Origin of the sequence: Cupriavidus sp. L7L (genome assembly GCF_004353535.1) — a bacterium.
GTDB lineage: Bacteria > Pseudomonadota > Gammaproteobacteria > Burkholderiales > Burkholderiaceae > Cupriavidus > Cupriavidus oxalaticus_A.
Genome location: NZ_SMNY01000009.1, coordinates 406,716 through 429,010, shown reverse-complemented (window position 1 = coordinate 429,010; position 22,295 = coordinate 406,716). Strand labels below are relative to the sequence as shown.

Below are 22,295 nucleotides of genomic sequence, written 5' to 3'. Positions count from 1 at the left end.
ACCCGGCAGCCGTCAGTGGCTGAGGTCGGGCGCCCAACCTCAGCGGCCGCGGTACGCCGGCACATACCAGCGCAGGTGGGAGCCAGCGATATAGCGCCGGTCCAGCCGCGCCACCAGCTTCCACACCGCCAGCGCGCCGGCGTCGATATCGACCCAGGCCCACGGGCGCTTCGGGTCGCCGGCGTCGACCAGCTCGACCGAGCGGATGCTGGCGTATTGCGCCAGTGCCTTGCGCAGCGCCGCTGCGCTGAGTCCTGCCTTCAGTCCGCGCACCAAAACCTTCATCATCGGCTCCAATTATTTCAGATCACCCTGACGCATGCATCACCTGGCTGGCCGGGTGTGGCGACGCGTCCGCCGCATCAGCCGCCAGGCCTTGTGGCGCCTGCCTTTACAGATGGGATCACGAATCCGCCGCAGGATTTCGTCGTCCGAAGCAAAACTTGATCTGAATCATTGTCGGCGCAATAAGGCCCAATGAGGCGCTTTGGAGCCTCGACATCACCCCTACCGGCTCGGACAATTCCTATCATGTCGAACGCAACGGCCAGGCCAGAAGCCCGGCCGCCGGAGCAAGCCCGACGCGGATGCCGCCTCGCGACCGACAATGCCACCGCCGGTGCAGTTGCCGGCTTGTGCACCGATCGCCAGCACGCCGTGTCGAGGTATTCGACGAGGATCATCAACACAAGGATGACGGCGATGCCCGATACCTCTCACGCTTCACCTGCCTCCCCGGCCTCCCCGGCCACCCCGGCCACCCCCACTCCGCCCACGGCGCCCCCGACCGCTGCAACCGCCAGCGCCACCGCGCCCAGGATGACGCTGCACTGGGGCCTGTTCGTCGCCGTCGCGGTGCTGCTCGGCGTACTCGCGATCCCGCAGCCCGAAGGCCTGACCATTGCCGGCCAGCGCATGCTGGCCATCCTTGCCTTCGCCATCGTGGTGTGGATCACCGAGGCGGTCTCGTACGAGGCCAGCGCGATCATGATCACCTCGCTGATGGCGGGCCTGATCGGCTTCGCGCCAACGGTCAACGACCCCAGCGTGCAATACGGCACCTCCCGCGCGCTGGGCATGGCGCTGGCCGGCTTCTCCAACACCGCGCTGGCGCTGGTGGCCGCCGCGCTGTTCATCTCCGCGGCCATGACCGTGACCGGGCTGGACCGGCGCATCGCGCTGGTGACGCTGTCGGCGATCGGCACCAGCACGCGCCGCATCCTGGTCGGCACGATCGCCGTCACCATCGCGCTGAGCCTGGTGGTGCCCAGCGCCACCGCGCGCAGCGCCTGCGTGGTGCCGATCATGATGGGCGTGATCGCCGCGTTCGGCGTCGACAAGAAATCCAATATCGCCGCCGGCATCATGATCACGGTGGCGCAGGCGACCAGCATCTGGAACGTCGGCATCCAGACCGCCGCCGCGCAGAACCTGCTGACGGTGGGCTTCATGGACAAGCTGCTGGGCGAGCGCATCACCTGGCTGCAATGGCTGATCGCCGGCGCGCCGTGGGCGATCGTCATGTCGGTGGTGCTGTACTTCCTGGTGCGCTGGCTGCTGCCGCCCGAGACCGACGCCATTCCCGGCGGCAAGGAAGCGGTGCAGCGCGAGCTGTCCGGACTGGGCCCGATGACCGGCCCGCAGAAGCGCCTGGCCGCGGTGTCGATCGGCCTGCTGCTGTTCTGGGCCACCGAAGGCAAGCTGCACAGCTTCGACACCGCCACGGTGACCTTTGTCGGGCTGGTGATCCTGATGCTGCCGCGCATCGGCGTGATGGACTGGAAGACCATGCAGCAGCGCACGCCGTGGGGCACGCTGATCGTGTTCGGCGTCGGCATCAGCCTTGGCACCGCGCTGCTGTCCACCAAGGCCGGCCAGTGGCTGGGCGAGTTCGTGGTGACGCATTCGGGCCTGGCCACGCAGGGCGCGGTGATGGTGTTCGCGATCCTGGCGGCGTTCCTGATCCTGATCCACCTGGGCTTTGCCAGCGCCACCGCGCTGACCGCGGCGCTGCTGCCGATCCTGATCTCGGTGCTGCAGACCCTGCCCGGCGACATCAACCGCGTCGGCCTGACCATGCTGCTGGGCTTTACCGTGAGCTTCGGCTTTATCCTGCCGATCAACGCCCCGCAGAACATGGTGTGCCTGGGCACCGAGACCTTCAACGGCCGCCAGTTCGCGCGCATCGGCATCCCGGTCACCATCGTCGGTTATGGCCTGATGCTGCTGTTTGCGGCCACCTACTGGCGCTGGCTGGGCTGGGTGTAAGAGGCCATGAAGGAGGCCACGATGAGACTTTCCCTGGATTCCGCCCGCAGTTTCGCGCGCGACCTGCTGGTGGCGCAGTCGGTACCCGAAGACATCGCCGACGACGTCGCCGAGCACCTGGTGGAAGCCGACCGCTGCGGCTACGCCAGCCACGGCATCTCGATCCTGCCCAACTACCGCAAGGCCATCGAGACCGACAACGTCAACCGCGAAGGCCGCGCCACCTGCGCGCTGGACCGGGGCTCGCTGATGGTGTTCGACGGCCACCGCGGCTTCGGCCAGCACGTGGGCAAGACCGTGATGCAGGCGGCCATCGGGCGCGTGCGCGAGCATGGCCATTGCATCGTCACGCTGCGCCATTCGCACCACCTCGGCCGCATGGGGCACTACGGCGAGCTGGTGGCGGCGGCCGGCTTCGTGCTGCTGAGCTTCACCAACGTGACCAACCGCCCGCCGGTGGTGGCACCGTACGGCGGCCGCGTCGCGCGCCTGACCACCAACCCGCTGTGTTTCGCCGGCCCCATGCCGAACGGCCGCCCGCCGATCGTGGTCGACATGGCCACCAGCGCGATCGCCATCAACAAGGCGCGCGTGCTGGCGGAGAAAGGCGAAGCCGCGCCGGAGAACAGCATCATCGATGCCGAAGGCAATCCCACCACCGACGCCTCGACCATGTTCGGCGAGGATCCCGGCGCGCTGCTGCCGTTCGGCCTGCACAAGGGCTATGCGCTCGGCGTGGTGGCGGAACTGCTGGCGGGCGTGCTGTCGGGCGGCGGCACCATCCAGCCGGAAAACCCGCGCGGCGGCGTGGCCACCAACAATATGTTCGCGGTGCTGGTCAATCCCGAACTGGACCTCGGCCTGAGCTGGGAAAGCGCCGAGGTGGAGGCCTTCGTCAAATACCTGCACGACACGCCGACGGCCCCGGGCTTCGACCGGGTGCAGTATCCCGGCGAGTTCGAGGCGGCCAACCGCGAGCGTGCGGCCGATGCCCTCGACATCAATCCCGCGATCTGGCGCAACCTGGAACAGCTGGCGCAGGCGGTAGGCGTGCCGGTGCCGAAGGGCTGACCGCCGCGGTGCTGCCAGCCGCCGGCCAGAGGTACGGCAAGGGACAGCAGGAACTCGCCCCCCGCCGCCCGCGGCTGGCACAATACGCGGCATGAAAAGCCTCTGGTCCGCCTTCGTCAGGCTGCTGGTGCTCGCCGTGGTCGGCGGCGCGCTGCTTGCCACCGTTGCCATCCTCGCTCTCCAGCGGCAATTGCCGTCGCTCGACGCGCTGGCGGATTTTCGCCGCAGCGCTGACTATGTCCCGCTGTCGCGCTATCCGCGCGGGCTGATCGACGCCGTGGTGGCGATCGAGGACGAGCGCTTCTACGTGCATGACGGCATCGACTACGTCGGCGTGATCCGCGCGGGCGTCGCCAACCTGTCCGACGACCTGTCGCAGGGCGCGTCGACCATCACCATGCAGGTGGCGCGCAACTTCTACCTGTCGCGCGACAAGACCTATACGCGCAAGCTGTACGAGGTGCTGCTGTCGTACCGGATCGAGGACGCGCTGAGCAAGGACGAAATCCTCGAGCTGTACCTGAACAAGATCTATCTCGGCCAGGGCGCGTATGGCTTCGCCGATGCGGCGCAGACCTATTTCGGCAAGCCGCTGGCGCAACTGTCGCTGGCCGAATCCGCGATGCTGGCCGGCCTGCCCAAGGCTCCCTCGGCGAACAACCCGGTCGCCAACCCTCGCCGGGCGCGGCAGCGGCAGGTCTATATCCTGCGGCGCATGCTGGAGCTGGGCAGGATTTCGCATCCCGAATATGACGGTGCCTTGCTGGAGCCCTTGCGCCTGAAGTGATGCCTGACGGGCGGGAAGAAGCTCAAGGTCTATGCAGACGTCGACAGCGCATTCACGCAGAACTTTGCGGCCCGTCTGCGGCAAGCAACCCTATTCCAGCACGCTCCGGTGCCGCGCCAGCGCCTCCTGCACGATCGCATCCAGCCCCACGCCGGATTCGCCGTCGACGTGCCCCAGCAGCGCGCGGCGCATGCGTGGCTCCCAGAAGCGCTTGATATGCCCGGCGATATCGGAAACCGCCTCCTCGCGATCAGGCATCGCCTCGAAGAAGCTGCCGATCTGGTTGGCCATGGTGATCAGGTTGTCGACGTTCATACGAGGCTCGCTTCGTGTTGCAGGCCGTGTTGCAGGCGTTGTGGATGGGCATAGACGACGTGCGCGCCGGCGCGCACGAACCCGGCCAGCGTGATATTGGTCTGCTCCGCCAGCCGCACCGCCAGCGCCGTCGGCGCCGACACTGCCGCCAGTACGCCGGCGCCGATGGCGGCGGTCTTGAGCACCATTTCATAGCTGGCGCGGCTGGTGACCAGCACGGCGCCCGTGGAGATGTCCTCGCCGCTGCGCGCCAGCGCGCCGGCCAGCTTGTCGAGGGCGTTGTGGCGGCCCACGTCTTCGCGCACCAGCGATACGTGGCCATCGGCGCGCAGCCACGCGGCGGCATGCGTCGCGCCGGTGTGGCGCTGCAGTGCCTGGCGCAGCTGGAGCTGCACGAACGCGGCCTGGATCACGTCGGTATGGAAGCTGCCGTCGCTGCGCACCGGTGCCGGGGTGCGCATCACCTGCTCCAGCGATTCCGTCCCGCACAGTCCGCAGCCGGTGCGCCCCGCCAGCGAGCGGCGGCGCTCCTTCAGCTGCATGAACGCTTCCGAGGCAATTTCCAGACGCACCGCGATGCCGTGCTCGCGCATGTCGACTTCGATGTCATAGACATCGCGCGCCGTCGGCACGATGCCTTCGCTCAGGCTGAAACCGAGCGCGAAGTCTTCCAGGTCGGCCGGCGTGGCCAGCATCACCGCATGCGAGATGCCGTTGTATTCCAGCGCGACCGGTACCTCCTCGGCCACCTCGTCGGGGCTGAGCGAGATTTCGCCCTGCCGCCAGCGGCTGACGGCAAAGGTGCTGTGGGTCGGCATCTCGTCCAGCGTCACCGGATCTGCCTGCGGTGACTGCATGCAGCGCATCATGATGTCGCCCTCCCCTCAGTTTGCCGCCTGCGCCGCGGTTTGTGCCGGATCCGCGCTGGCGGCTTCCAGCAACTGCAGCTGCTGCGTGTTGAAGTCCTGGTACTGCTGCTGCCACGCCGACGGTTGCGCCACCGGCATCACCTGCACCGCGGTGACCTTGTATTCCGGGCAGTTGGTGGCCCAGTCCGAGTTGTCGGTGGTGATCACGTTGGCACCGGATTCCGGGAAGTGGAAGGTGGTGTAGACCACGCCCGGCTGCATGCGCTCGCTGACGATGGCCCGCAGCACCGTATCGCCCGCGCGGCTCTGCACGCCGACCCAGTCGCCGTCCTTGATGCCGCGCTCTTCCGCGTCGTGCGGATGGATTTCCAGCCGGTCCTCGGCGTGCCAGTAGACGTTGTCGGTGCGCCGCGTCTGCGCGCCCACGTTGTACTGCGACAGGATGCGCCCGGTGGTCAGGATCAGCGGGAAGGCGCGCGTGATCTTCTCGGTGGTCGGCACGTACTTGGTGATGATGAACTTGCCCTTGCCGCGCACGAAGGCGTCGATGTGCATGGTCGGCGTGCCTTCCGGCGCGTCGGCGTTGCACGGCCACTGGATGCTGCCCAGCTCGTCGAGCCGCTTGTAGCTGACGCCGGAGAACGTCGGCGTCAGGCGCGCGATCTCGTCCATGATCTGCGACGGGTGGGTGTAGTCCATCGGGTAGCCGAGCGCGTTGGCCAGCAGGATGGTGGCTTCCCAGTCGGCGTAGCCGGCCTTGGGCGGCATCACCTTGCGCACGCGCGAGATGCGGCGTTCGGCATTGGTGAAGGTGCCGTCCTTCTCCAGGAACGACGAACCCGGCAGGAACACGTGCGCGTACTTGGCGGTCTCGTTCAGGAAGATGTCCTGCACCACGATGCATTCCATCGACGAGAGCGCCGCGGACACGTGCTGCGTGTTCGGATCCGACTGGACGATGTCCTCGCCCTGGCAGTAAAGGCCCTTGAAGCTGCCACCAAGCGCGGCCTCGAACATGTTGGGAATGCGCAGGCCCGGCTCGGGGCTGATCTCGACATTCCACGCGGCCTCGAACATGCCGCGCACGGTCGAGTCCGACACGTGGCGATAGCCAGGCAGCTCATGCGGGAACGAGCCGATATCGCACGAGCCCTGCACGTTGTTCTGCCCGCGCAGCGGATTCACACCCACGCCCTCGCGGCCGATATTGCCGGTGGCCATGGCCAGGTTGGCGATGCCCATCACGGTGGTGGAACCCTGCGCATGCTCGGTGACGCCCAGGCCGTAATAGATCGCGGCGTTGCCGCCGGTGGCATACAGGCGCGCGGCAGCGCGCAGCTGGCCGGCTGGAATGCCGGTGACGGATTCCATCGCCTCGGGCGAGTTCTCCGGCAGCGCGACAAAGTCGCGCCATTGCCCGAAGGCACGATCCTCGCAGCGTTCGGCGATAAAGGCTTCGTTGAGCAGGCCTTCGGTGACGATCACGTGGGCCAGCGACGTCACCAGCGCGACGTTGGTGCCCGGACGCAGCTGCAGGTGGAAATCAGCGCGGATATGCGGCGAGTCGACCAGGTCGATCCGGCGCGGATCGACCACGATCAGCTTGGCGCCGGCACGCAGGCGCTTCTTCATGCGCGACGCAAACACCGGGTGGCCGTCGGTCGGGTTGGCGCCGATCACCATGATCACGTCGGCCTTCTCCACCGACTTGAAGGTCTGCGTGCCCGCCGATTCGCCCAGCGTCTGCTTCAGGCCATAGCCGGTGGGCGAATGGCAAACGCGCGCGCAGGTGTCGACATTGTTGTTGCCGAAGGCGGCGCGCACCAGCTTCTGCACCAGGTAGCCCTCTTCGTTGGTGCAGCGCGACGATACGATGCCGCCGATCGAATCCTTGCCGTGCTTGCCCTGGATGCGCTTGAACTCGGAAGCCGCGTAGCCGATCGCCTCCTCCCACGACACTTCGCGCCACGGGTCGGTGATCTTCGCGCGGATCATCGGCTTGAGGATGCGGTCCTTGTGCGTGGCGTAGCCCCAGGCAAAGCGGCCCTTGACGCAGGCGTGGCCCTCGTTGGCCTTGCCGTCCTTGTACGGGACCATGCGCACGACCTCGTTGCCCTTCATCTCGGCCTTGAACGAGCAGCCCACGCCGCAGTATGCGCAGGTGGTGACGGTGCTGTGCGAGGCCTGGCCCAGCTTGATGACCGAGGTCTCGGTCAGCGTCGCGGTCGGGCACGCCTGCACGCAGGCGCCGCACGAAACGCAGTCCGAGTCCATGAACGACTGGCTGGTGCCGGGCGACACGCGCGAGTCAAAGCCGCGGCCGCTGATGGTCAGCGCGAAGGTGCCTTGCGTTTCCTCGCAAGCGCGCACGCAGCGGTTGCAGACGATGCACTTGGACGCGTCGTAGGTGAAGTACGGGTTGGACTCGTCCTTCTTCAAAGCCATGTGCGTGGCAATCGGCTTCGCCTCGGGGCCGCCGTCGTTGTAGCGCACCTCGCGCAGGCCCACCACGCCGGCCATGTCCTGCAGCTCGCAGTTGCCGTTGGTCGGGCAGGTCAGGCAGTCGAGCGGGTGGTCCGAGATATACAGCTCCATCACGCCGCGGCGCAGGTCGGCGAGCTTGTCGCTCTGCGTCTTCACCTTCATGCCGGCTTCCACCGGCGTGGTGCACGAGGCCGGGTAGCCGCGGCGCCCCTCGATCTCGACCAGGCACAGGCGGCACGAGCCGAAGGCCTTGAGGCTGTCGGTCGCACACAGCTTGGGCACGGCGATCTCGGCTTCCATCGCGGCGCGCATCACCGACGTGCCGGCGGGCACGGTGACGCTGACGCCGTCGACTTCAAGGGTGACCATCTCGGTCGATTCGCTGGCGGGGGTACCGAAGTCGATTACATCGCGGCAGTCCATCTTTGTCTCCCGTGTTCTGTTCTGGCGTCAGACTGTGTCGGCTTATGCCGCCTTGGCCGCCGTCGTGGTCCGATTGGGGGCGAGGCCGAAGTCCTCGGGGAATTCATTCAGTGCGGACAGCACCGGGTACGGCGTCATGCCGCCCATGGCGCAGAGCGAGCCGTAAAGCATGGTGTCGCACAGGTCGCGCACCAGTTGCACGTGCCGGATGACGCTTTCCTGCGGTTGCTCGCCGGCGATGATGCGGTCCATCACCTCGACGCCGCGGGTCGAGCCGATCCGGCACGGCGTGCACTTGCCGCAGGATTCGATCGCGCAGAACTCCATCGCGTAGCGCGCCTGCTTTGCCATGTCGACGGTTTCGTCGAACACCACGATGCCGCCGTGGCCGACCACGCCGCCGAACGCGGCATAGGCCTCGTAGTCCAGCGGCACGTCGAAGCGCGTCTCCGGCAGGTAGGCGCCCAGCGGCCCGCCCACCTGCACCGCGCGGATGGCGCGGCCGCTGCGGGTGCCGCCGCCGTAGTCAACCAGCAGTTCGCGCAGCGTGACGCCGAACGCCTTTTCCACCAGCCCGCCTTGCTTGATATTGCCGGCCAGCTGGAACGGCAGCGTGCCGCGCGAACGGCCCATGCCGTAGTCGCGGTAGTACTGCGCGCCGCGCGCCAGGATCACCGGCACGGTGGCGAGCGAGATTACGTTGTTGATCACGGTGGGCTTGCCGAACAAGCCCTCCAGCGCCGGCAGCGGCGGCTTGGCGCGCACCACGCCGCGCTTGCCTTCCAGGCTTTCCAGCAGCGCGGTTTCTTCGCCGCAGACGTAGGCGCCGGCGCCCTTGCGCACTTCGAGGTGGAAGCGCTTGCCGCTGCCGCGCAGATCGTCGCCCAGCCAGCCGGCCGCGTTGGCGATGGCAATCGCGCTTTCCAGCACGGCGATGGCGTGGGGGTATTCGGAACGGCAGTAGATGTAGCCCTGCTCGGCGCCCACCGCGAGGCCGGCGATGGTCATGCCTTCGATCAGCATGAAGGGGTCGTCTTCCATCACCATGCGGTCGGAGAACGTGCCCGAGTCGCCTTCGTCGGCATTGCAGACGATGTACTTGATGGCCGACTGCGCGCCCAGCACCGTCTTCCACTTGATGCCGGTCGGGAAGGCGGCGCCGCCGCGGCCGCGCAGGCCGGAATCGGTGACCTCCTGCACGATCTCGGCGGGCGCCATCGACAACGCGCGCTCCAGGCCGGCAAAGCCTTCGTGCGCGCGGTAGTCGTCCAGCGACAGCGGGTCGGTGATGCCGATGCGTGCAAAGGTCAGGCGCTCCTGCTTCGTCAGGAAGGGGATCTCTTCGGTCAGGCCGTGCGCCAGCGCATGCGCGCCGCCCTGCAGCAGGCCCGCGTCGAACAGCGCCGGCACGTCTGCCGCGCTGACCGGGCCATAGGCCACGCGCCCCGCTTCGGTCTGCACCTCGACCAGCGGCTCCAGCCAGAACATGCCGCGCGAGCCGTTGCGGACGATGCGCACCGCTTCGCCGCGGCGGGCCGCCTCGCGTTCGATCGCGCGGGCGACTTCATCGGCGCCGAGCGCCAGCGCGGTGGAATCGCGCGGCACGAAGATGGTGTTGACGGTGGGATTGACAGCGGCGCTCATGCCTGGACCTCCGCGGTTTCGTTGGCGGCCTGCGCTTCGCGCAGCGACCGCACCAGCGCATCGAAGCGCTTCGCATCGACATAGCCGTGCAGCCGCTCGCCGACCATCACGGCCGGGCCGCACGCGCACTGGCCCAGGCAGTACACCGGCTCCAGCGTGACCGCGCCGTCGGTGGTGGTTTCATGGAAGTCGCAGCCAAGCGCCCGCCTGGCATGCTCGGCCAGCGCCTCGGCGCCGACCGCCTGGCACGCTTCGGCGCGGCACACCTGGATCACGTGGCGGCCGGCCGGCTGCTGGCGAAAGTGGTGGTAGAAGGTGATCACGCCATGCACCTCGGCGCGCGACAGGTTCAGCGCGCGGGCGATTACCGGGACAGCGGCGTCCGGTATATGGCCCTGCGTGTCCTGGATCTCGTGCAGGATCGGCAGCAATGCGCCCGGCATGTCTTGCCGCGCGGCCACGATGGCGTCAATCGTGGCCGCGCAGGCCTGGGCGTTGGGAGTATCTGGCATGGCGTCTCCTGTGGGGTCGCTTGGGGGCTCGCAGCATGGCCGCCAGGATCCCTCTATATGCTATTTTTTTCCTATTTACGGGCCTCCATCCCTGCCGTTTGGCCCGTGGATGCAATATATGAGAGTGACAACGGTCCATCAATAAGCTATTTTTTTCATATGCTTCGCATCTCGATCCTCCCCCACCTGCAAATCCGCGACGACGGCACCCCCGGCGCCGAGGCCCTCGACGTGTCGCGGCTGGTCGCCCTGCTAAGCCATGTCGGGGAATCGGGCAGCATCAGTCACTCCGCGCAGGCGGTGTCGCTGTCTTACCGCTACGCCTGGGGCATCCTGCGCGATGCCGAGGCCCTGTTCGGCGGCCCGCTGATCGACAAGACCCGCGGGCGCGGCAGCGCCCTGACCCCGCTGGCGCAGCAACTGGTGTGGGCCAGCAAGCGCATCGGCGCGCGGCTGTCGCCGACGCTGGACAGCCTGGCCTCCGAGCTGGAAATCGAACTGAAGAAGCTGATGGAGCAGTCCGAGGCGGCAGTGCGGCTGCATGCCAGCCACGGCTTCGCGGTGGCGGCACTGCGCGACTTCCTCGACGAGCAGCACGTGCGGCACGACCTGAAGTACTGCGGCAGCGTCGAGGCGGTGGCGGCACTGGCCGAGGGCGCATGCGATATCGCCGGTTTCCATGTGCCGGTGGGCGAGTTCGAGCACGGCATGTGGCGCCACTTCACCACCTGGCTCAAGCCCGACACGCACTGCCTGGTGCACCTGGCGGTGCGCAGCCAGGGACTGTTCGTGCGGCCGGGCAACCCCCTTGGGATCCGCACGCTGGAAGACCTGACCCGGCGCGAGGTGCGCTTCGTCAACCGGCAGGTGGGCTCGGGCACGCGGCTGCTGCTCGACCTGATGCTGGCCGCGCGCAACATCGACCCGGCACGGATCGAGGGCTACAGCAACGGCGAGTTCACCCACGCCGCGGTGGCGGCGTACATCGGCAGCGGCATGGCGGATGTGGGCTTCGGCGTGGAAACCGCGGCGCGGCGCTTCGGGCTGGAATTCGAGCCGGTGATCAAGGAGCGCTACTTCTTCGCCATCGAGAAATCGATGCTGCGCAGCGCGGCGCTCTCGGGCGCGGTCGGCGCGCTGACCAGCGAGGCGTTCCGCCAGCGCGTCAATGCGCTGCCGGGCTATGACGGCGCGCTGACCGGCAGCGTGCTGACGCTGGACGAAGCGTTTCCCGACTACGCCGGCACGCGCTAGCGCACCAGCAGCCCCAGGCGGTCAGGATGGTCCGCCCATTGCTCGTGGCCGGCGATCGGGCCCTTGGCCTGCAGCAGCGGCGGCCAGTCGGGCCGGCGCGACAGTTCGGCGTTCAGTGCGATGAAATGGCGCTTGTCGTCGGGCAGGTCATGCTCGGAATAGATTGCGCCCACGGGGCACATCGGCACGCACATCGAGCAGTCGATGCACTGGTCGGGATCGATGGCGAGGAAGTTGGGCCCTTCATGGAAGCAGGTCATCGGGCAGACTTCGACGCAATCGGTATGGCGGCACTGGATGCAGGCATCCGTCACGACAAAGGTCATGGGCAGGACAGTACGGCGGTACGGCTGTGAAGACCGCGCCATATTAGCCGCGTGCCGGCCGCGACGGGACGCGCTGCCTTGTGCGACTCTTTCAAATCGACTGATGTCCGCCCCTTTCGGGTCTGCTCCGGAGCGAGCATTGACGGGACCGGTGGGAGTCGTCTGGGCTTAACGAACGCGAGCGGTGGCAGTTCACCAGCCACCGCTCGCGACCGGCGCGGGAAGCCGATCAGGCGGTTTCCTGCATCAGTTCTTCCTTGCGCGCCGCCAGGGCCCGTGCCACGTCGCGCAGGTTGATTTTCTCCCTGATCACGTTCTTGAACAGTTCGCCTTCCTCCTCCTCGATATGGTGGGCGACATACTCCGAGAGCACCGTGAAGCTGGCTACGAGCATATCGCCGGCCGGGTCTTGCTCGATCGCCGCGATCAGGTCCTTGGCGACCTGGTGCTCGACCTGGGCTTCGTCCAGCATGTCGTCGATGTCATCGCTGGCGCCGCGCAGCGCCGGGTAGAAAATCTCTTCCTCGATAGTGGCATGCACGGTCAGCTGGTGACAGGCTTCGAGCGCGATCGATTCCTTTTCATCGCGGTCCTCGGTGTCCTTGAACGCCTTGAACAGCTTCTTGACCGCGCGATGATCGTCCATCAAGGCGCCGAGGGCCTCGGCCTGGTCTGCGGGGATCTTCGACTTGTCCACGATTACCTCCTGGGAGCTTGAGGGGGAAGCCGGTCGCACCCGGCTTTGCCCCCCGTCAGCAGGTTCTGTGCCCAGCCAGCGCACCGCCGGGCCGTGGCAAGGGCGGGCACGGACCCGGCACGCGTGCGCGGCAAACATTGCAATTCCTGCGCGAAAGGGTTGTTATTCGTGCCCGCCAAGGCGCGCGCCGCCGCGGCCGAACTCGAGCGCGTGGCGCCAGGCGCGTGCAGGTGCCGACGGCGCCGCACGCACAAGGAAAGGAAGACCGGAAACACTGGAACGCCGGATGGCGCGGGCGTTGGCCGCCAAGGCGCGGCCGACGCTCGAGGCATTGCCTTCGAGCTGGCCGGGATCATGACGTCAGAGGTATCGCCCTGGCTTGCGGGTCAGGCTTGCGGCTTGGCGCCGAGCCCGGCAACCACGGGGCAGGCGGCAATGCGGCGGGTGGCGCGCATACCGCCCAGCGAGATCGGCACGCCCCCGGGAAGGCGCGCGCGCAGAACCGTTGCGCGGCCTGGCGCGAATCGAAACCCGTTGGCCCACCGGCACTCTCATCCTCATGAACCGGCGTGGCGTACCAGCGCCCGCACACCGTGGTGATGACGATGTGGATCACCCTGGCCATGGCTACGTCCTCGCCGCGGCAGGCTTGCGTGCGCCGGCACGCAGGTCGGTGTAGCCACGCACTCGCATGTCGACCCAGACCTTGCCCCAGGCTATGCCTTCGGCAATGGCACGCTTGCTAGCCGAGACATGCACGTCTCACGACGATCGAACAGAGTACGTAAAAAGTGCTTTACGTACATGCCAAAAAAGCACACACGAGCACGTTAGCCATCACTATCTTGCCGACCCCCGCTGCTGGGACGAGTTTTGCTAATCAGAAGAAACAGGTCGCCTGCCGGATGCCGGGAGGGACGCCCGCCGCGCGACCGCAGACGAAAACCAGAACGAGGAATCCTCATGACGTCTACCTTCATCTACTCGAACCGCGCCCGTGACCTCGAAACGATGGAAGACGAATTGCGCATAGCCGACCGGGCCGGCTATACCGTCGACCTGCGTCGCGCCTTCTGGGAGTGCGAGCCGGCCTCGGTGCCCGCGGCCGAACGGCCGCGGCTGCTGTCGCTGCTGCAACGGGTGCGGGCCGGCGATATCCTGGTGACGATGCAGCTGAGCTGCCTGGGCTGGAGCGTGCAGGAAGTGCTCGGCACGATCCGCAGGTTCCGCCTGCTCGGGGTGGCGCTGCATTGCGTGCAGCTCAGCCGCGCCAATCTGGCCAGCGCCGCACCGCCGGAGTCTGTCATGGTGCTGCGCGCAGTGGCCGCGCTGGAGGGCAGCACGCGCAGCGCGCGCGTGCGCGACAGCCTGGCGGCGGCCAAGGCCATGGGCCGGGCGGTCGGTCGCCCGCCCAAGCACAAGCCCGACGAGCGCGATGCCATCCTGCGCTCGCTGGCGGACGGCCAGTCGGTCAGCGAAACCGCGCGGCGCTTCAACACCTCGCGCCAGACCGTGCTGCGCATACGCGCCGCGGCGCCGGCCATCGTCCAGCCATCCGACACCGGCGCCGCTGCCGTGCCCGAAGTGCCGGCAGAGGTATCGACCGCGGAATAGCGCGGAATAGACCGGCAGCCTGCCGATCCCCCTTGCTGCGGGCAGCGGCCTGAAATCAACCCGAGATACCATGAAGCGCGACACCGTAGTACTGGGCACTTCCTCCGGCGGCGTCGATGCGCTGCGGGAAATCGCCGCCGGGTTGCCGCCGGACCTGGATGCGACCGTACTGGCCGTGCTGCACATCGGCGCCAATCCGAGCATGCTGCCTGACATGCTGTCCAGCGCCGGACCGCTGCCGGCCCGCCACGCCCGCGATGGCGAGCCACTGCGCCCCGGCGCGATCTACGTGGCACCGCCAGACCACCACCTGCTGATCGTCGACGAGCATGCGCACCTCGTGCGTGGGCCCAAGGAGAACTTCGCGCGGCCGGCAATCGACCCGCTGTTCCGCAGCGCGGCCGTCGCGCGCGGCAGCCGCGTGGTGGCGGCAGTGTTGACCGGCCAGCTCGACGACGGCGCGGCCGGCCTGCGCGCGGTGAGCCAATGCGGCGGCGTGACCATCGTGCAGGATCCCGACAGCGCTTTCGCCGCCGACATGCCGCGCAATGCCATCCGCGCCTCGCCACCCGACTACGTGCTGCCCCTGGCGGCAATCGCGCCCAAGCTGGTGGAACTGGCCGGCTCCGTGGCAGGCCCTCCCGCAGACCCACCCGAATCGCTGCGCATCGAGCACAGCGTAGCGCTGGGCCCCTCCTCGATCGAAGCCGTGGAAAGGATCGCGCTGCCGTCGGCGCTGACGTGTCCGGCATGCGGCGGCACCCTATGGCAATTGCGCGACAGCCTGCCCCCGCGCTTCCGCTGCCACACCGGCCATGCCTTCGGCATCGCGACGCTGCGCCACGCCGCCCATGGCGCACTCGAACACACGCTCTTCGACGCCTTGCGCGCGCTGCACGAACAGAGCGAGCTCTACACACAGATAGCGGCGTATCATATGCAAGTCGGCGAAAGCGGCGAATCACGCCGGTATACCGAGGCAGCGGGCCGCGCTGCAGCGTCCGCGAAGCGCATCGAAGGCTGGCTTCGCGAGGGATAGCGCCGCATCCGGCCGGCGCACCTAAATTATCCACGCAGCGATGGCCAAGAATCGTGAACGCCCCCTGCCCAGCCAGCTTTCCTTTCCCGTAGTCGGGGTGGGCGCGTCGGCCGGGGGTATTGAAGCCCTGATCCAGGTGTTCGATGGACTGCCCGCCAGCACCGGCGCAGCCTTTGTCCTTGTCGTCCACCTCTCTCCCGACCACGCCAGCAACCTGGCGCCGGTGCTGCAGGCACGCACCACCATGCCGGTACGGCAGGTCACCGACACCACGCGCATCGAAGCCAACCACGTCTACGTGATTGCGCCCAACCACAGCCTGACCATGATCGACGGCTACCTGCGCGTGAGCCCGCAGGAACACCGCGACATCCGCAGCGCGGCCATCGACCTGTTCTTCCGCTCGCTGGCCGATGCGCATCGGCAGCGCGCCGTGTGCGTGGTTTTGTCCGGCGCCGGCTCCGACGGATCGGTCGGCCTGACCCGCGTCAAGGAGCTGGGCGGCATCGCCATCGCCCAGGAGCCGGAGGAAGCCGAATACTCGAGCATGCCGCGCGCGGCCATCAGCACCGGCCTGGTCGACTTCGTGATGCCGGCCAACGAGATCCCGCAGCGCCTGCTCGACCTGTGGAAGACCGCCAGCCATATCCAGCTGCCCAAGCCGCCCGAGGACGAAGAGGCACCCGAGCCCGCACCGCAGTCGGAAAGCAACGAGCGCGCGCTGCGCGAGATCATGGTGATCCTGCGCACCCGCACTTCGCATGATTTCCGCCATTACAAGCGCGCCACGGTGCTGCGACGCATCGAGCGCCGGCTCCAGGTCAACGGCCTGACGGACCTGCAGCAATACCGCGACTACCTGCACCTGCATCCGGAAGAAACGGCACCGCTGCTGCAGGACATGCTGATCAGCGTGACCAATTTCTTCCGCGACAAGGAAGCGTTCGACCTGCTGCGCGCGGACGTGCTGCCGCGCCTGTTCCAGGACCGCGCCGAGAGCGACTCGATCCGCGTGTGGGCGCCTGGCTGCGCCACCGGCGAAGAAGCGTATTCGCTGGCCATGCTGCTGCAGGAAGTTTCGTCGCAGACAGCCGAGCAGCTGCCCTTCCAGGTCTTTGCCACCGATATCGACGAGCGCGCAGTGGCGATCGCGCGCAACGGTCTGTATCCCGAACCGATCATCGCCGACGTCGAGCCGGCGCGGGTCCGGCAGTTCTTCACCAAGGACGGCGCGCACTACCGTGTGCGCAAGGAGCTGCGCGAACGCGTGCTGTTCGCGCTGCACAATGTGCTCAGCGACCCGCCATTCTCGCGGCTGGACCTGATCTGCTGCCGCAACCTGCTGATCTACCTGGACCGCGACGCGCAGGCCGAGATCCTGCGCACCTTCCATTTCGCGCTGCGCCCGGGCGGCTACCTGTTCCTGGGCAGCTCCGAAGCCGCCGACAGCGTCAGCAACCTGTTTTCGGTGGTCGACAAGAAGGCCCGCATCTATCGCGCCAACGTCGCGGTGCGCGCCGAAACGCCGTTGCCGCTGTCGGCCGGCATGCTCAATGCGCGCTCGCCGGTGGCGGTGCTGCAGCCGGCCGGCAAGCGCAAGTTCTCCTTCGGCGACCTGCACCAGCGGCTGATCGAGCAGCACGCGCCGCCGAGCGTGCTGGTCAGCCGCGATTCCGAGATCGTGCACCTTTCGGACCGCGCCGGGCGCTTCCTGCAGTACGCCGGCGGCGTGCCTTCGCACAACATCATCGGCGCGGTGCGCCAGGAACTGCGGCTGGAACTGCGTACCGCGATCTACCAGGCGCTGCAGACCAATCACAGCGTCGAGGCCAGGCGCGTGCAGCTCGAACGCGACGGCAGGCATTTCTTCGTCAACATGACCGCGCGCCCGGTACACGACACCGAAGCCAACGGCGACTTCGTGCTGGTGCTGTTCGACGAGGTTGAAGACAGCATGAGCGCAGCGCCGCGTGGCCAGGCGGGCGACGAGCGCGACCCGATGATCGCGCAGCTCGAGCGCGAACTGTATCGCACCAAGGAGCAGCTGCAGGCCACCATCGAGCAGTCGGAGACCTCGACCGAGGAGCTGAAGGCCTCCAACGAAGAACTGCAGGCGATCAACGAGGAGCTGCGCTCGACCACGGAAGAGCTGGAGACCAGCAAGGAAGAACTGCAGTCGATCAACGAGGAGCTGACCACCGTCAACGCCGAGCTCAAGTCCAAGGTCGAGGAAACCGGCAAGATCAACGACGACCTGCAGAACCTGATCATGGCCAACGATGTCGGCACGGTCTTCGTCGATCGCAACCTGTGCATCAAGCGCTATACCCCGCGTGCCACCGATGTCTTCAGCATCATCCCGTCGGACATCGGCCGTTCGCTGCTCGATATCACGCACCGGCTCGACTACGACAAGCTTGCCGACGATGCGGGCGAAGCCTTCGACTCGCTGCGCCTGATCGAGCGCGAGGTCAAGAGCAACGACGGCCGCTGGTACCTGGCGCGCTTCCTGCCGTACCGCACCACCGAGGACCGCATCGAGGGCGCGGTGCTGTCGTTCCTCGACATCACCTCGCGCCGCGCCGCCGAAGAGCGCCTGAGCGAGGGCGAGAAGCGCATGAATATCGTGGCGGAAAGCACCCGCGACTACGCCATCATCACCTTCGACGACGAAGGCCACGTCACCAGCTGGAACACCGGCGCGGAACGCATCTTCGGCTACACCGAGGCGGAAATGCTCGGACAGGAGGCGGAAGTCCTGTACACGCCCGAAGACCGTACCGAGCGCATCGCGCAGGAAGAAATGGCGCAGGCGCGCCTGTACGGCCGCGTTGAGGAGGACCGCTGGCACCAGCGCAAGGACGGCAGCCGCTTCCGCGCCAGCGGCGTGCTGTCGCGCCTGGACAAGGGCGGCTTCAGCGGCTTTGCCAAGATCATGCGCAACCTCGACGAAGTCGCGCTGACGCGGCTGGCCACGCGCACGGGGCGCCAGGTGGGCAACGAATCCGCCGAGGCGCGCGCCGGCGAACGCGCCGACGCGCGTGCCGAACGCATGCGCGACGAATTCCTGGCGGTGGTGTCGCACGAACTCAAGCATCCGCTCAACCTGATCAGCGCCAGCGCCGAACTGATCAGCCGTTCGCCCGAAGCACGCGGCAACCCGGTGATCCAGCGCGCCGCCGGCACCATCCGGCGCACCGTGATCGGCCAGGCACACATCATCGACGACCTGCTCGACATGTCGCGCCTGCGCACCGGCAAGCTGTCGATCGCGCGCGCGCCGGTCGACTGGGGCGAAGTGGTCGACCGCGTCTGCCGCGCCATCGAGGAAGAGGCCGGGCGCAAGGACATCGCGCTGGAGCGCAGCTTGCCGGCCCGCCCGCTGATGATCGACGCCGACCTGACCCGGGTCGAGCAAGTGGTCTGGAACCTGGTCAGCAATGCGCTCAAATACACCAGCGCCGGCGGCAAGATCACGGTCTCGCTATCCATAGCGGGCGGCGACGGCGTGCTGGAGGTGCGCGACACCGGCGTTGGCATCGACGCACAGAACCTGCCGCATATCTTTGACATGTTCCGCCAGGGCACTGCGCCGAGCGCGCGGCAGGGCGGCCTAGGCATCGGCCTGTCGCTGGTACGCGAACTGGTGACCATGCAGAACGGCACAGTGCGCGCGAATTCTGACGGGATCGGCAAGGGCTCGGTGTTCACGGTAACGCTGCCGCTGCGCGAGGAAATCGCTACCGACACCGCGCCGGCGCTGGCGCCCTCGCTGCCGCTGAATGGCACCGAGATCCTGCTGGTCGACGACGATTCCGGCACGGTCGAGACGTTCAAGCTGCTGCTCGAAATGGAAGGCGCCAGCGTGTCGGTCGCCACCAGCGGGCAGGAGGCACTGGACCGTCTCGGCGAGCATTGCCCCGACCTGCTGCTGTCCGACATCGGCATGCCTGGCATGTCGGGACTGGATTTCATTCGCGCCATCCGCCGCCAGCCACACCTCCACAAGCTGACCGCGATTGCATTGAGCGGCTATGGCCGGCCGGACGATATCCGCGAGTCGATGCAGGCAGGCTTCGACGCCCACCTGACCAAGCCGGTCTCACTGGAAGCCTTGCTCAACGCCATCCGGGAATTGCGCGTTGCCTGAAGCAGCGCGGCGTACGTTTTGCGTGCGTTTTTTTGCGTTTCGCCGGGTGCGCCAACGAACGTAGCGCCGGATTTACGCGCAACGTTGCAATAATCCCTGCAGGCCGGGCGCCGCCCTCACCGGCGCCCCGCCTGCCGTCACGATGGCGCGTTGGAACGCTCCTTGCAGCGCTACCAGTGAGCGCGCAAGCGCAACAGACTCCGGCACCGCGGCCCGACTTCATGCTTCGCATAAGTGGCAGATGCGGGCGCCGCCCCACCGCCATGACCTTCTTCCTGCATCACGACGCGCCCGCGGAGACCCCCGCGGAGACCGAGCCCGCGACTGGCGTCACTTCCGCGCAATCCCCCGGCTTACAGCCCCACGCCAGACGCCCCGCGCGGCCCACCATATTCCTCGAAGCCCTGCTGGCGACGCGCCTGGAACTGCTGAGCCGCGACCGCGTGTGGCCCGCGCATACCATGGCGCAACGAGAGCGGGTTCTACTGACGCTCTGGGCGCAACGGCCCGAAGACCTTTTCGAGCAGCATGGCACCGCCGACAGCATCGAGCATTGCTTGCACGAGGCGTTTGCCAGCGCCGAAGCGGGCTCGAAAGTGCAGGCCGCGATGGCGTTGAAACGCGCGTACTACCTGGTTTGCTGCACGGTCTCGGCCAGTACATCGGTGCGCGGAGGCGCAAGCGCGGCGCCGGACGGCGATGGCAATGGCAATGGCAATGGCAGCGTCAACGGCAGTGGCCGTACCCACGACAAGCGCTGAACGGGTGCGCTGCCTCCGGCTTATCCCGCCACCGTACGCAGGGCCTCGTCCCATTCCGCAACGAAGCGCCCGATGCCGAAGCGCTCGCGCGCCAGCCGGCAGCCACGCTCGCCCCATGCGAGCGCCAGCTCCGGATCGTCGAGCAGCTCGCGCATCACGCTGACCAGCACGTCCAGGCGCGTATCGACGTAGCCGTTGCTGCCGCTCTGGATCACCGTGGCGAGTTCCGCGGTCGCCAGCCCCACCACCGGCACGCCCAGCGTCATGGCCTCCACCACGGCCAGCCCCAGGCTGGTATAGCGGATCGGATTGAAGAAGAAGCGGTAGCGCGCGACAAAGGCGGCCAGTTGCGGATTGGGTATTTCACCGAGCCCTCCCGCCTGCTGCGCCGCCATGCCGACCAGGTCCAGCGGCACCAGCTCCCGCACCTGCGCAAACACGTCCGCGCCCAGCCGGCGGCCCCGGCTCTGCAGGTTGTTGACGACGCTGATGCCGCGCGCCAGCTCGCCGCTGTATTGCACCTGGCTGTCGACGATCACGCCGTGCTCGATCACGCGCCACGGCGTCACGCCGCTGTCCCACATCAGCGCATTGAACGGTGTCACATGGACCAGCAGCACCGATGCATCCTGGACCGGATGCAGCGTATTGGTGGGATGTTCCTGCGGCGGGTCGTGCTCGAGGTAGATTGCCGGCAGCGCGCGCTGCGCGTCGCTCAGCAGTTCCACGCGATCGCGCAGGTAATGGTGCCGGTGCTGGTACAGCACGCAGTCGAACTGCCCTTGCGGCACTCTCTGGTACGGCACCTCGCGCACGTTGTTGCCCCATGGCAGCGCGCCGCCGGCGCCGGCATAGCCGGGCGTGCCGTCGTCGCGCGTCACCAGGTACAGGTCGTGCGGGACCTGCGACAGGTAGTACAGGTAATTGCCATGGACATGCCAGGTCAGGATGCGCAGGCGCCTAGGCATGGTCATACTCCCGCGCCGCCAGTTCCAGCGCGGTATCGACCACGCGCTTTACGCTGATGCCGGCGGCGCACGGGTGGCCGGCGACCGGGCATTGCTGGTGCATGCAGGGACGGCACGGCGGATGCTCGGCCAGCACGCGGTGCAGCGAGGCATCGAGCGGCGCCCAGCGCGCGCTGTCGCTGCCGCAGGACACCACCACGCTGGGCGTATCCATGGCCGCGGCGATATGCGAGGCGCCGGTGTCGTTGCACAGCAGCAGGCGCGCATGGCCGATCAGCGCGGCCAGCGTGCCCAGCGAAGTCTGTCCGCACAGGTTGACCACCGGCTTGCCGATGCGCCGCGCGAGCTGATCGATAAGCGCCGCTTCGTCGCGGCTGCCGGTCAGCACCACCTTCCAGTGGCGGCGCAGCGCCCTGCCCGCCTCGGCGAAGCGCTGCAGCGGCCAGCGCCGCGACAGCATGCGCGCGCCGGCGTGGATGCAGACATAGCCGCCCGGGCCAAGCCCATGCTCTTCGGCCAGCAGGCGCCAGCTGGCATGATCGAGCGGGCGCAGCGGGAACTCCAGGTGGGGATCGGCGGCGGGATAGCCCAGCGCCTGCATCAGTGACAGCAGCCGCACGACTTCATTGCCTTGCGGCCACGGTAGCAGCATGCCTTCGCGCGTGCTGCGCACGCCCGTGGTATGGGCAGCGTCATGGTCGGCTGCGTCGGGGCAGAATCCTGCCGTGCGGCGCGCACCCAGTCGCCGCACCACCGCATTGCTGAGCGAGCCGCTGCCATGCAGCTGGATCGCCAGGTCGAAGCGCGCCGCGCGCGCGGCCGCGTAGAACGGTGCGGCGGCCGCCTCGGCGTAGGACTGCTCCGGCATGCCGGGCGCACCCGGGAAGACCATCAGCGCATCCACCAGCGCACCGAAGCGCGAGACGAACTCCTGCGCCCACGGCAGCCCGATCAGCGTGATGTGCGCATCGGGCTCGCCTTCGCGCAGCGCACGCAGCGCCGGCACCGCGCACAGCATGTCGCCCAGCTGCAGCGCGCGGAACACCGCGATGCGGCGCGCCGGCGCATGCGGCTTGCGCGCGGGCATCAGCGGCAGGTTCAAAGGGGAAATGG

Annotated in this window: 18 protein-coding genes; 8 read left to right on the top strand and 10 right to left on the bottom strand. The window is 67.6% G+C overall.

Annotation, left to right across the window (positions count from 1 at the left end; genetic code table 11):
* Positions 1-39: 39 nt before the first annotated feature.
* Complete coding sequence (locus tag E1J61_RS09890) at positions 40-285, bottom strand: RNA-binding protein (protein WP_133094218.1); 246 nt, start codon at positions 283-285, stop codon at positions 40-42.
* 534 nt (positions 286-819) lie between these two features.
* Between E1J61_RS09890 and E1J61_RS09885 the strand changes: the two genes are divergently transcribed.
* The 3 genes from E1J61_RS09885 to E1J61_RS09875 all read left to right on the top strand — a co-directional run bounded on the left by E1J61_RS09885 (position 820) and on the right by E1J61_RS09875 (position 4,126).
* The gene (locus tag E1J61_RS09885) at positions 820-2,268 is read left to right on the top strand and encodes a DASS family sodium-coupled anion symporter (protein ID WP_240745979.1); all 1,449 of its coding nucleotides are present in this window, start codon (positions 820-822) and stop codon (positions 2,266-2,268) included.
* A 21-nt stretch (positions 2,269-2,289) separates the two neighbouring features.
* Entirely contained in the window at positions 2,290-3,339 is a 1,050-nt protein-coding gene (locus E1J61_RS09880) for an Ldh family oxidoreductase (RefSeq protein WP_133093881.1), read from the top strand.
* Between the two features lie 91 nt (positions 3,340-3,430).
* Positions 3,431-4,126, top strand: coding sequence for a transglycosylase domain-containing protein (locus tag E1J61_RS09875; protein WP_133093880.1), 696 nt, complete (start codon positions 3,431-3,433; stop codon positions 4,124-4,126).
* Positions 4,127-4,216: 90 nt separating this feature from the next.
* Here E1J61_RS09875 and E1J61_RS09870 read toward each other — a convergent pair whose 3' ends face one another.
* Genes E1J61_RS09870 through E1J61_RS09850 form a run of 5 tightly spaced genes read right to left on the bottom strand, consistent with a single transcriptional unit; the run spans position 4,217 to position 10,373 of the window.
* On the bottom strand, positions 4,217-4,441 hold the full coding sequence (locus E1J61_RS09870) for a formate dehydrogenase subunit delta (RefSeq protein WP_133093879.1): 225 nt from the start codon (positions 4,439-4,441) through the stop codon (positions 4,217-4,219).
* On the bottom strand, positions 4,438-5,310 hold the full coding sequence (fdhD, locus tag E1J61_RS09865; RefSeq protein ID WP_133093878.1) for a formate dehydrogenase accessory sulfurtransferase FdhD: 873 nt from the start codon (positions 5,308-5,310) through the stop codon (positions 4,438-4,440). Before fdhD ends, E1J61_RS09870 begins: the two co-directional genes overlap by 4 nt.
* A 15-nt stretch (positions 5,311-5,325) precedes the next feature.
* Complete coding sequence (fdhF, locus tag E1J61_RS09860; RefSeq protein WP_133093877.1) at positions 5,326-8,217, bottom strand: formate dehydrogenase subunit alpha; 2,892 nt, start codon at positions 8,215-8,217, stop codon at positions 5,326-5,328.
* 42 nt (positions 8,218-8,259) lie between these two features.
* Complete coding sequence (locus tag E1J61_RS09855) at positions 8,260-9,861, bottom strand: NADH-quinone oxidoreductase subunit NuoF (protein WP_133093876.1); 1,602 nt, start codon at positions 9,859-9,861, stop codon at positions 8,260-8,262.
* Positions 9,858-10,373: a formate dehydrogenase subunit gamma gene (locus E1J61_RS09850; protein WP_133093875.1), complete on the bottom strand. Its 516-nt coding sequence runs from the start codon at positions 10,371-10,373 to the stop codon at positions 9,858-9,860. Before E1J61_RS09850 ends, E1J61_RS09855 begins: the two co-directional genes overlap by 4 nt.
* 159 nt (positions 10,374-10,532) lie before the next feature.
* Between E1J61_RS09850 and E1J61_RS09845 the strand changes: the two genes are divergently transcribed.
* Positions 10,533-11,627: a substrate-binding domain-containing protein gene (locus tag E1J61_RS09845; RefSeq protein ID WP_133093874.1), complete on the top strand. Its 1,095-nt coding sequence runs from the start codon at positions 10,533-10,535 to the stop codon at positions 11,625-11,627.
* On the opposite strand, the gene fdxA is transcribed toward E1J61_RS09845, so the two are convergent.
* Positions 11,624-11,953 (bottom strand): ferredoxin FdxA, encoded by a 330-nt coding sequence (fdxA, locus tag E1J61_RS09840; RefSeq protein ID WP_133093873.1) that lies wholly within the window; start codon positions 11,951-11,953, stop codon positions 11,624-11,626. The genes E1J61_RS09845 and fdxA overlap by 4 nt on opposite strands.
* Before the next feature lie 229 nt (positions 11,954-12,182).
* Positions 12,183-12,650 carry a hemerythrin domain-containing protein gene (locus tag E1J61_RS09835; RefSeq protein WP_133093872.1) on the bottom strand — a complete coding sequence of 156 codons (468 nt, stop codon included), beginning with the start codon at positions 12,648-12,650 and terminating at the stop codon, positions 12,183-12,185.
* A gap of 963 nt (positions 12,651-13,613) precedes the next feature.
* Here E1J61_RS09835 and E1J61_RS09830 point away from each other — a divergent pair.
* From E1J61_RS09830 to E1J61_RS09815, 4 genes are all read left to right on the top strand, one after another.
* On the top strand, positions 13,614-14,264 hold the full coding sequence (locus tag E1J61_RS09830) for a recombinase family protein (protein ID WP_133093871.1): 651 nt from the start codon (positions 13,614-13,616) through the stop codon (positions 14,262-14,264).
* Positions 14,265-14,334: 70 nt separating this feature from the next.
* Positions 14,335-15,303 carry a chemotaxis protein CheB gene (locus tag E1J61_RS09825; protein ID WP_133093870.1) on the top strand — a complete coding sequence of 323 codons (969 nt, stop codon included), beginning with the start codon at positions 14,335-14,337 and terminating at the stop codon, positions 15,301-15,303.
* Positions 15,304-15,343: 40 nt separating this feature from the next.
* Complete coding sequence (locus E1J61_RS09820) at positions 15,344-19,453, top strand: CheR family methyltransferase (protein ID WP_133093869.1); 4,110 nt, start codon at positions 15,344-15,346, stop codon at positions 19,451-19,453.
* 263 nt (positions 19,454-19,716) lie between these two features.
* Complete coding sequence (locus E1J61_RS09815; RefSeq protein WP_133093868.1) at positions 19,717-20,214, top strand: hypothetical protein; 498 nt, start codon at positions 19,717-19,719, stop codon at positions 20,212-20,214.
* Positions 20,215-20,234: 20 nt separating this feature from the next.
* Here the strand turns inward: E1J61_RS09815 and E1J61_RS09810 are convergent, their stop codons facing one another.
* Both E1J61_RS09810 and E1J61_RS09805 read right to left on the bottom strand, forming a co-directional pair.
* Entirely contained in the window at positions 20,235-21,182 is a 948-nt protein-coding gene (locus E1J61_RS09810) for a glycosyltransferase (RefSeq protein ID WP_133093867.1), read from the bottom strand.
* Positions 21,175-22,269: a glycosyltransferase family 9 protein gene (locus tag E1J61_RS09805; RefSeq protein WP_133094217.1), complete on the bottom strand. Its 1,095-nt coding sequence runs from the start codon at positions 22,267-22,269 to the stop codon at positions 21,175-21,177. Before E1J61_RS09805 ends, E1J61_RS09810 begins: the two co-directional genes overlap by 8 nt.
* Between the last annotated feature and the right edge of the window lie 26 nt (positions 22,270-22,295).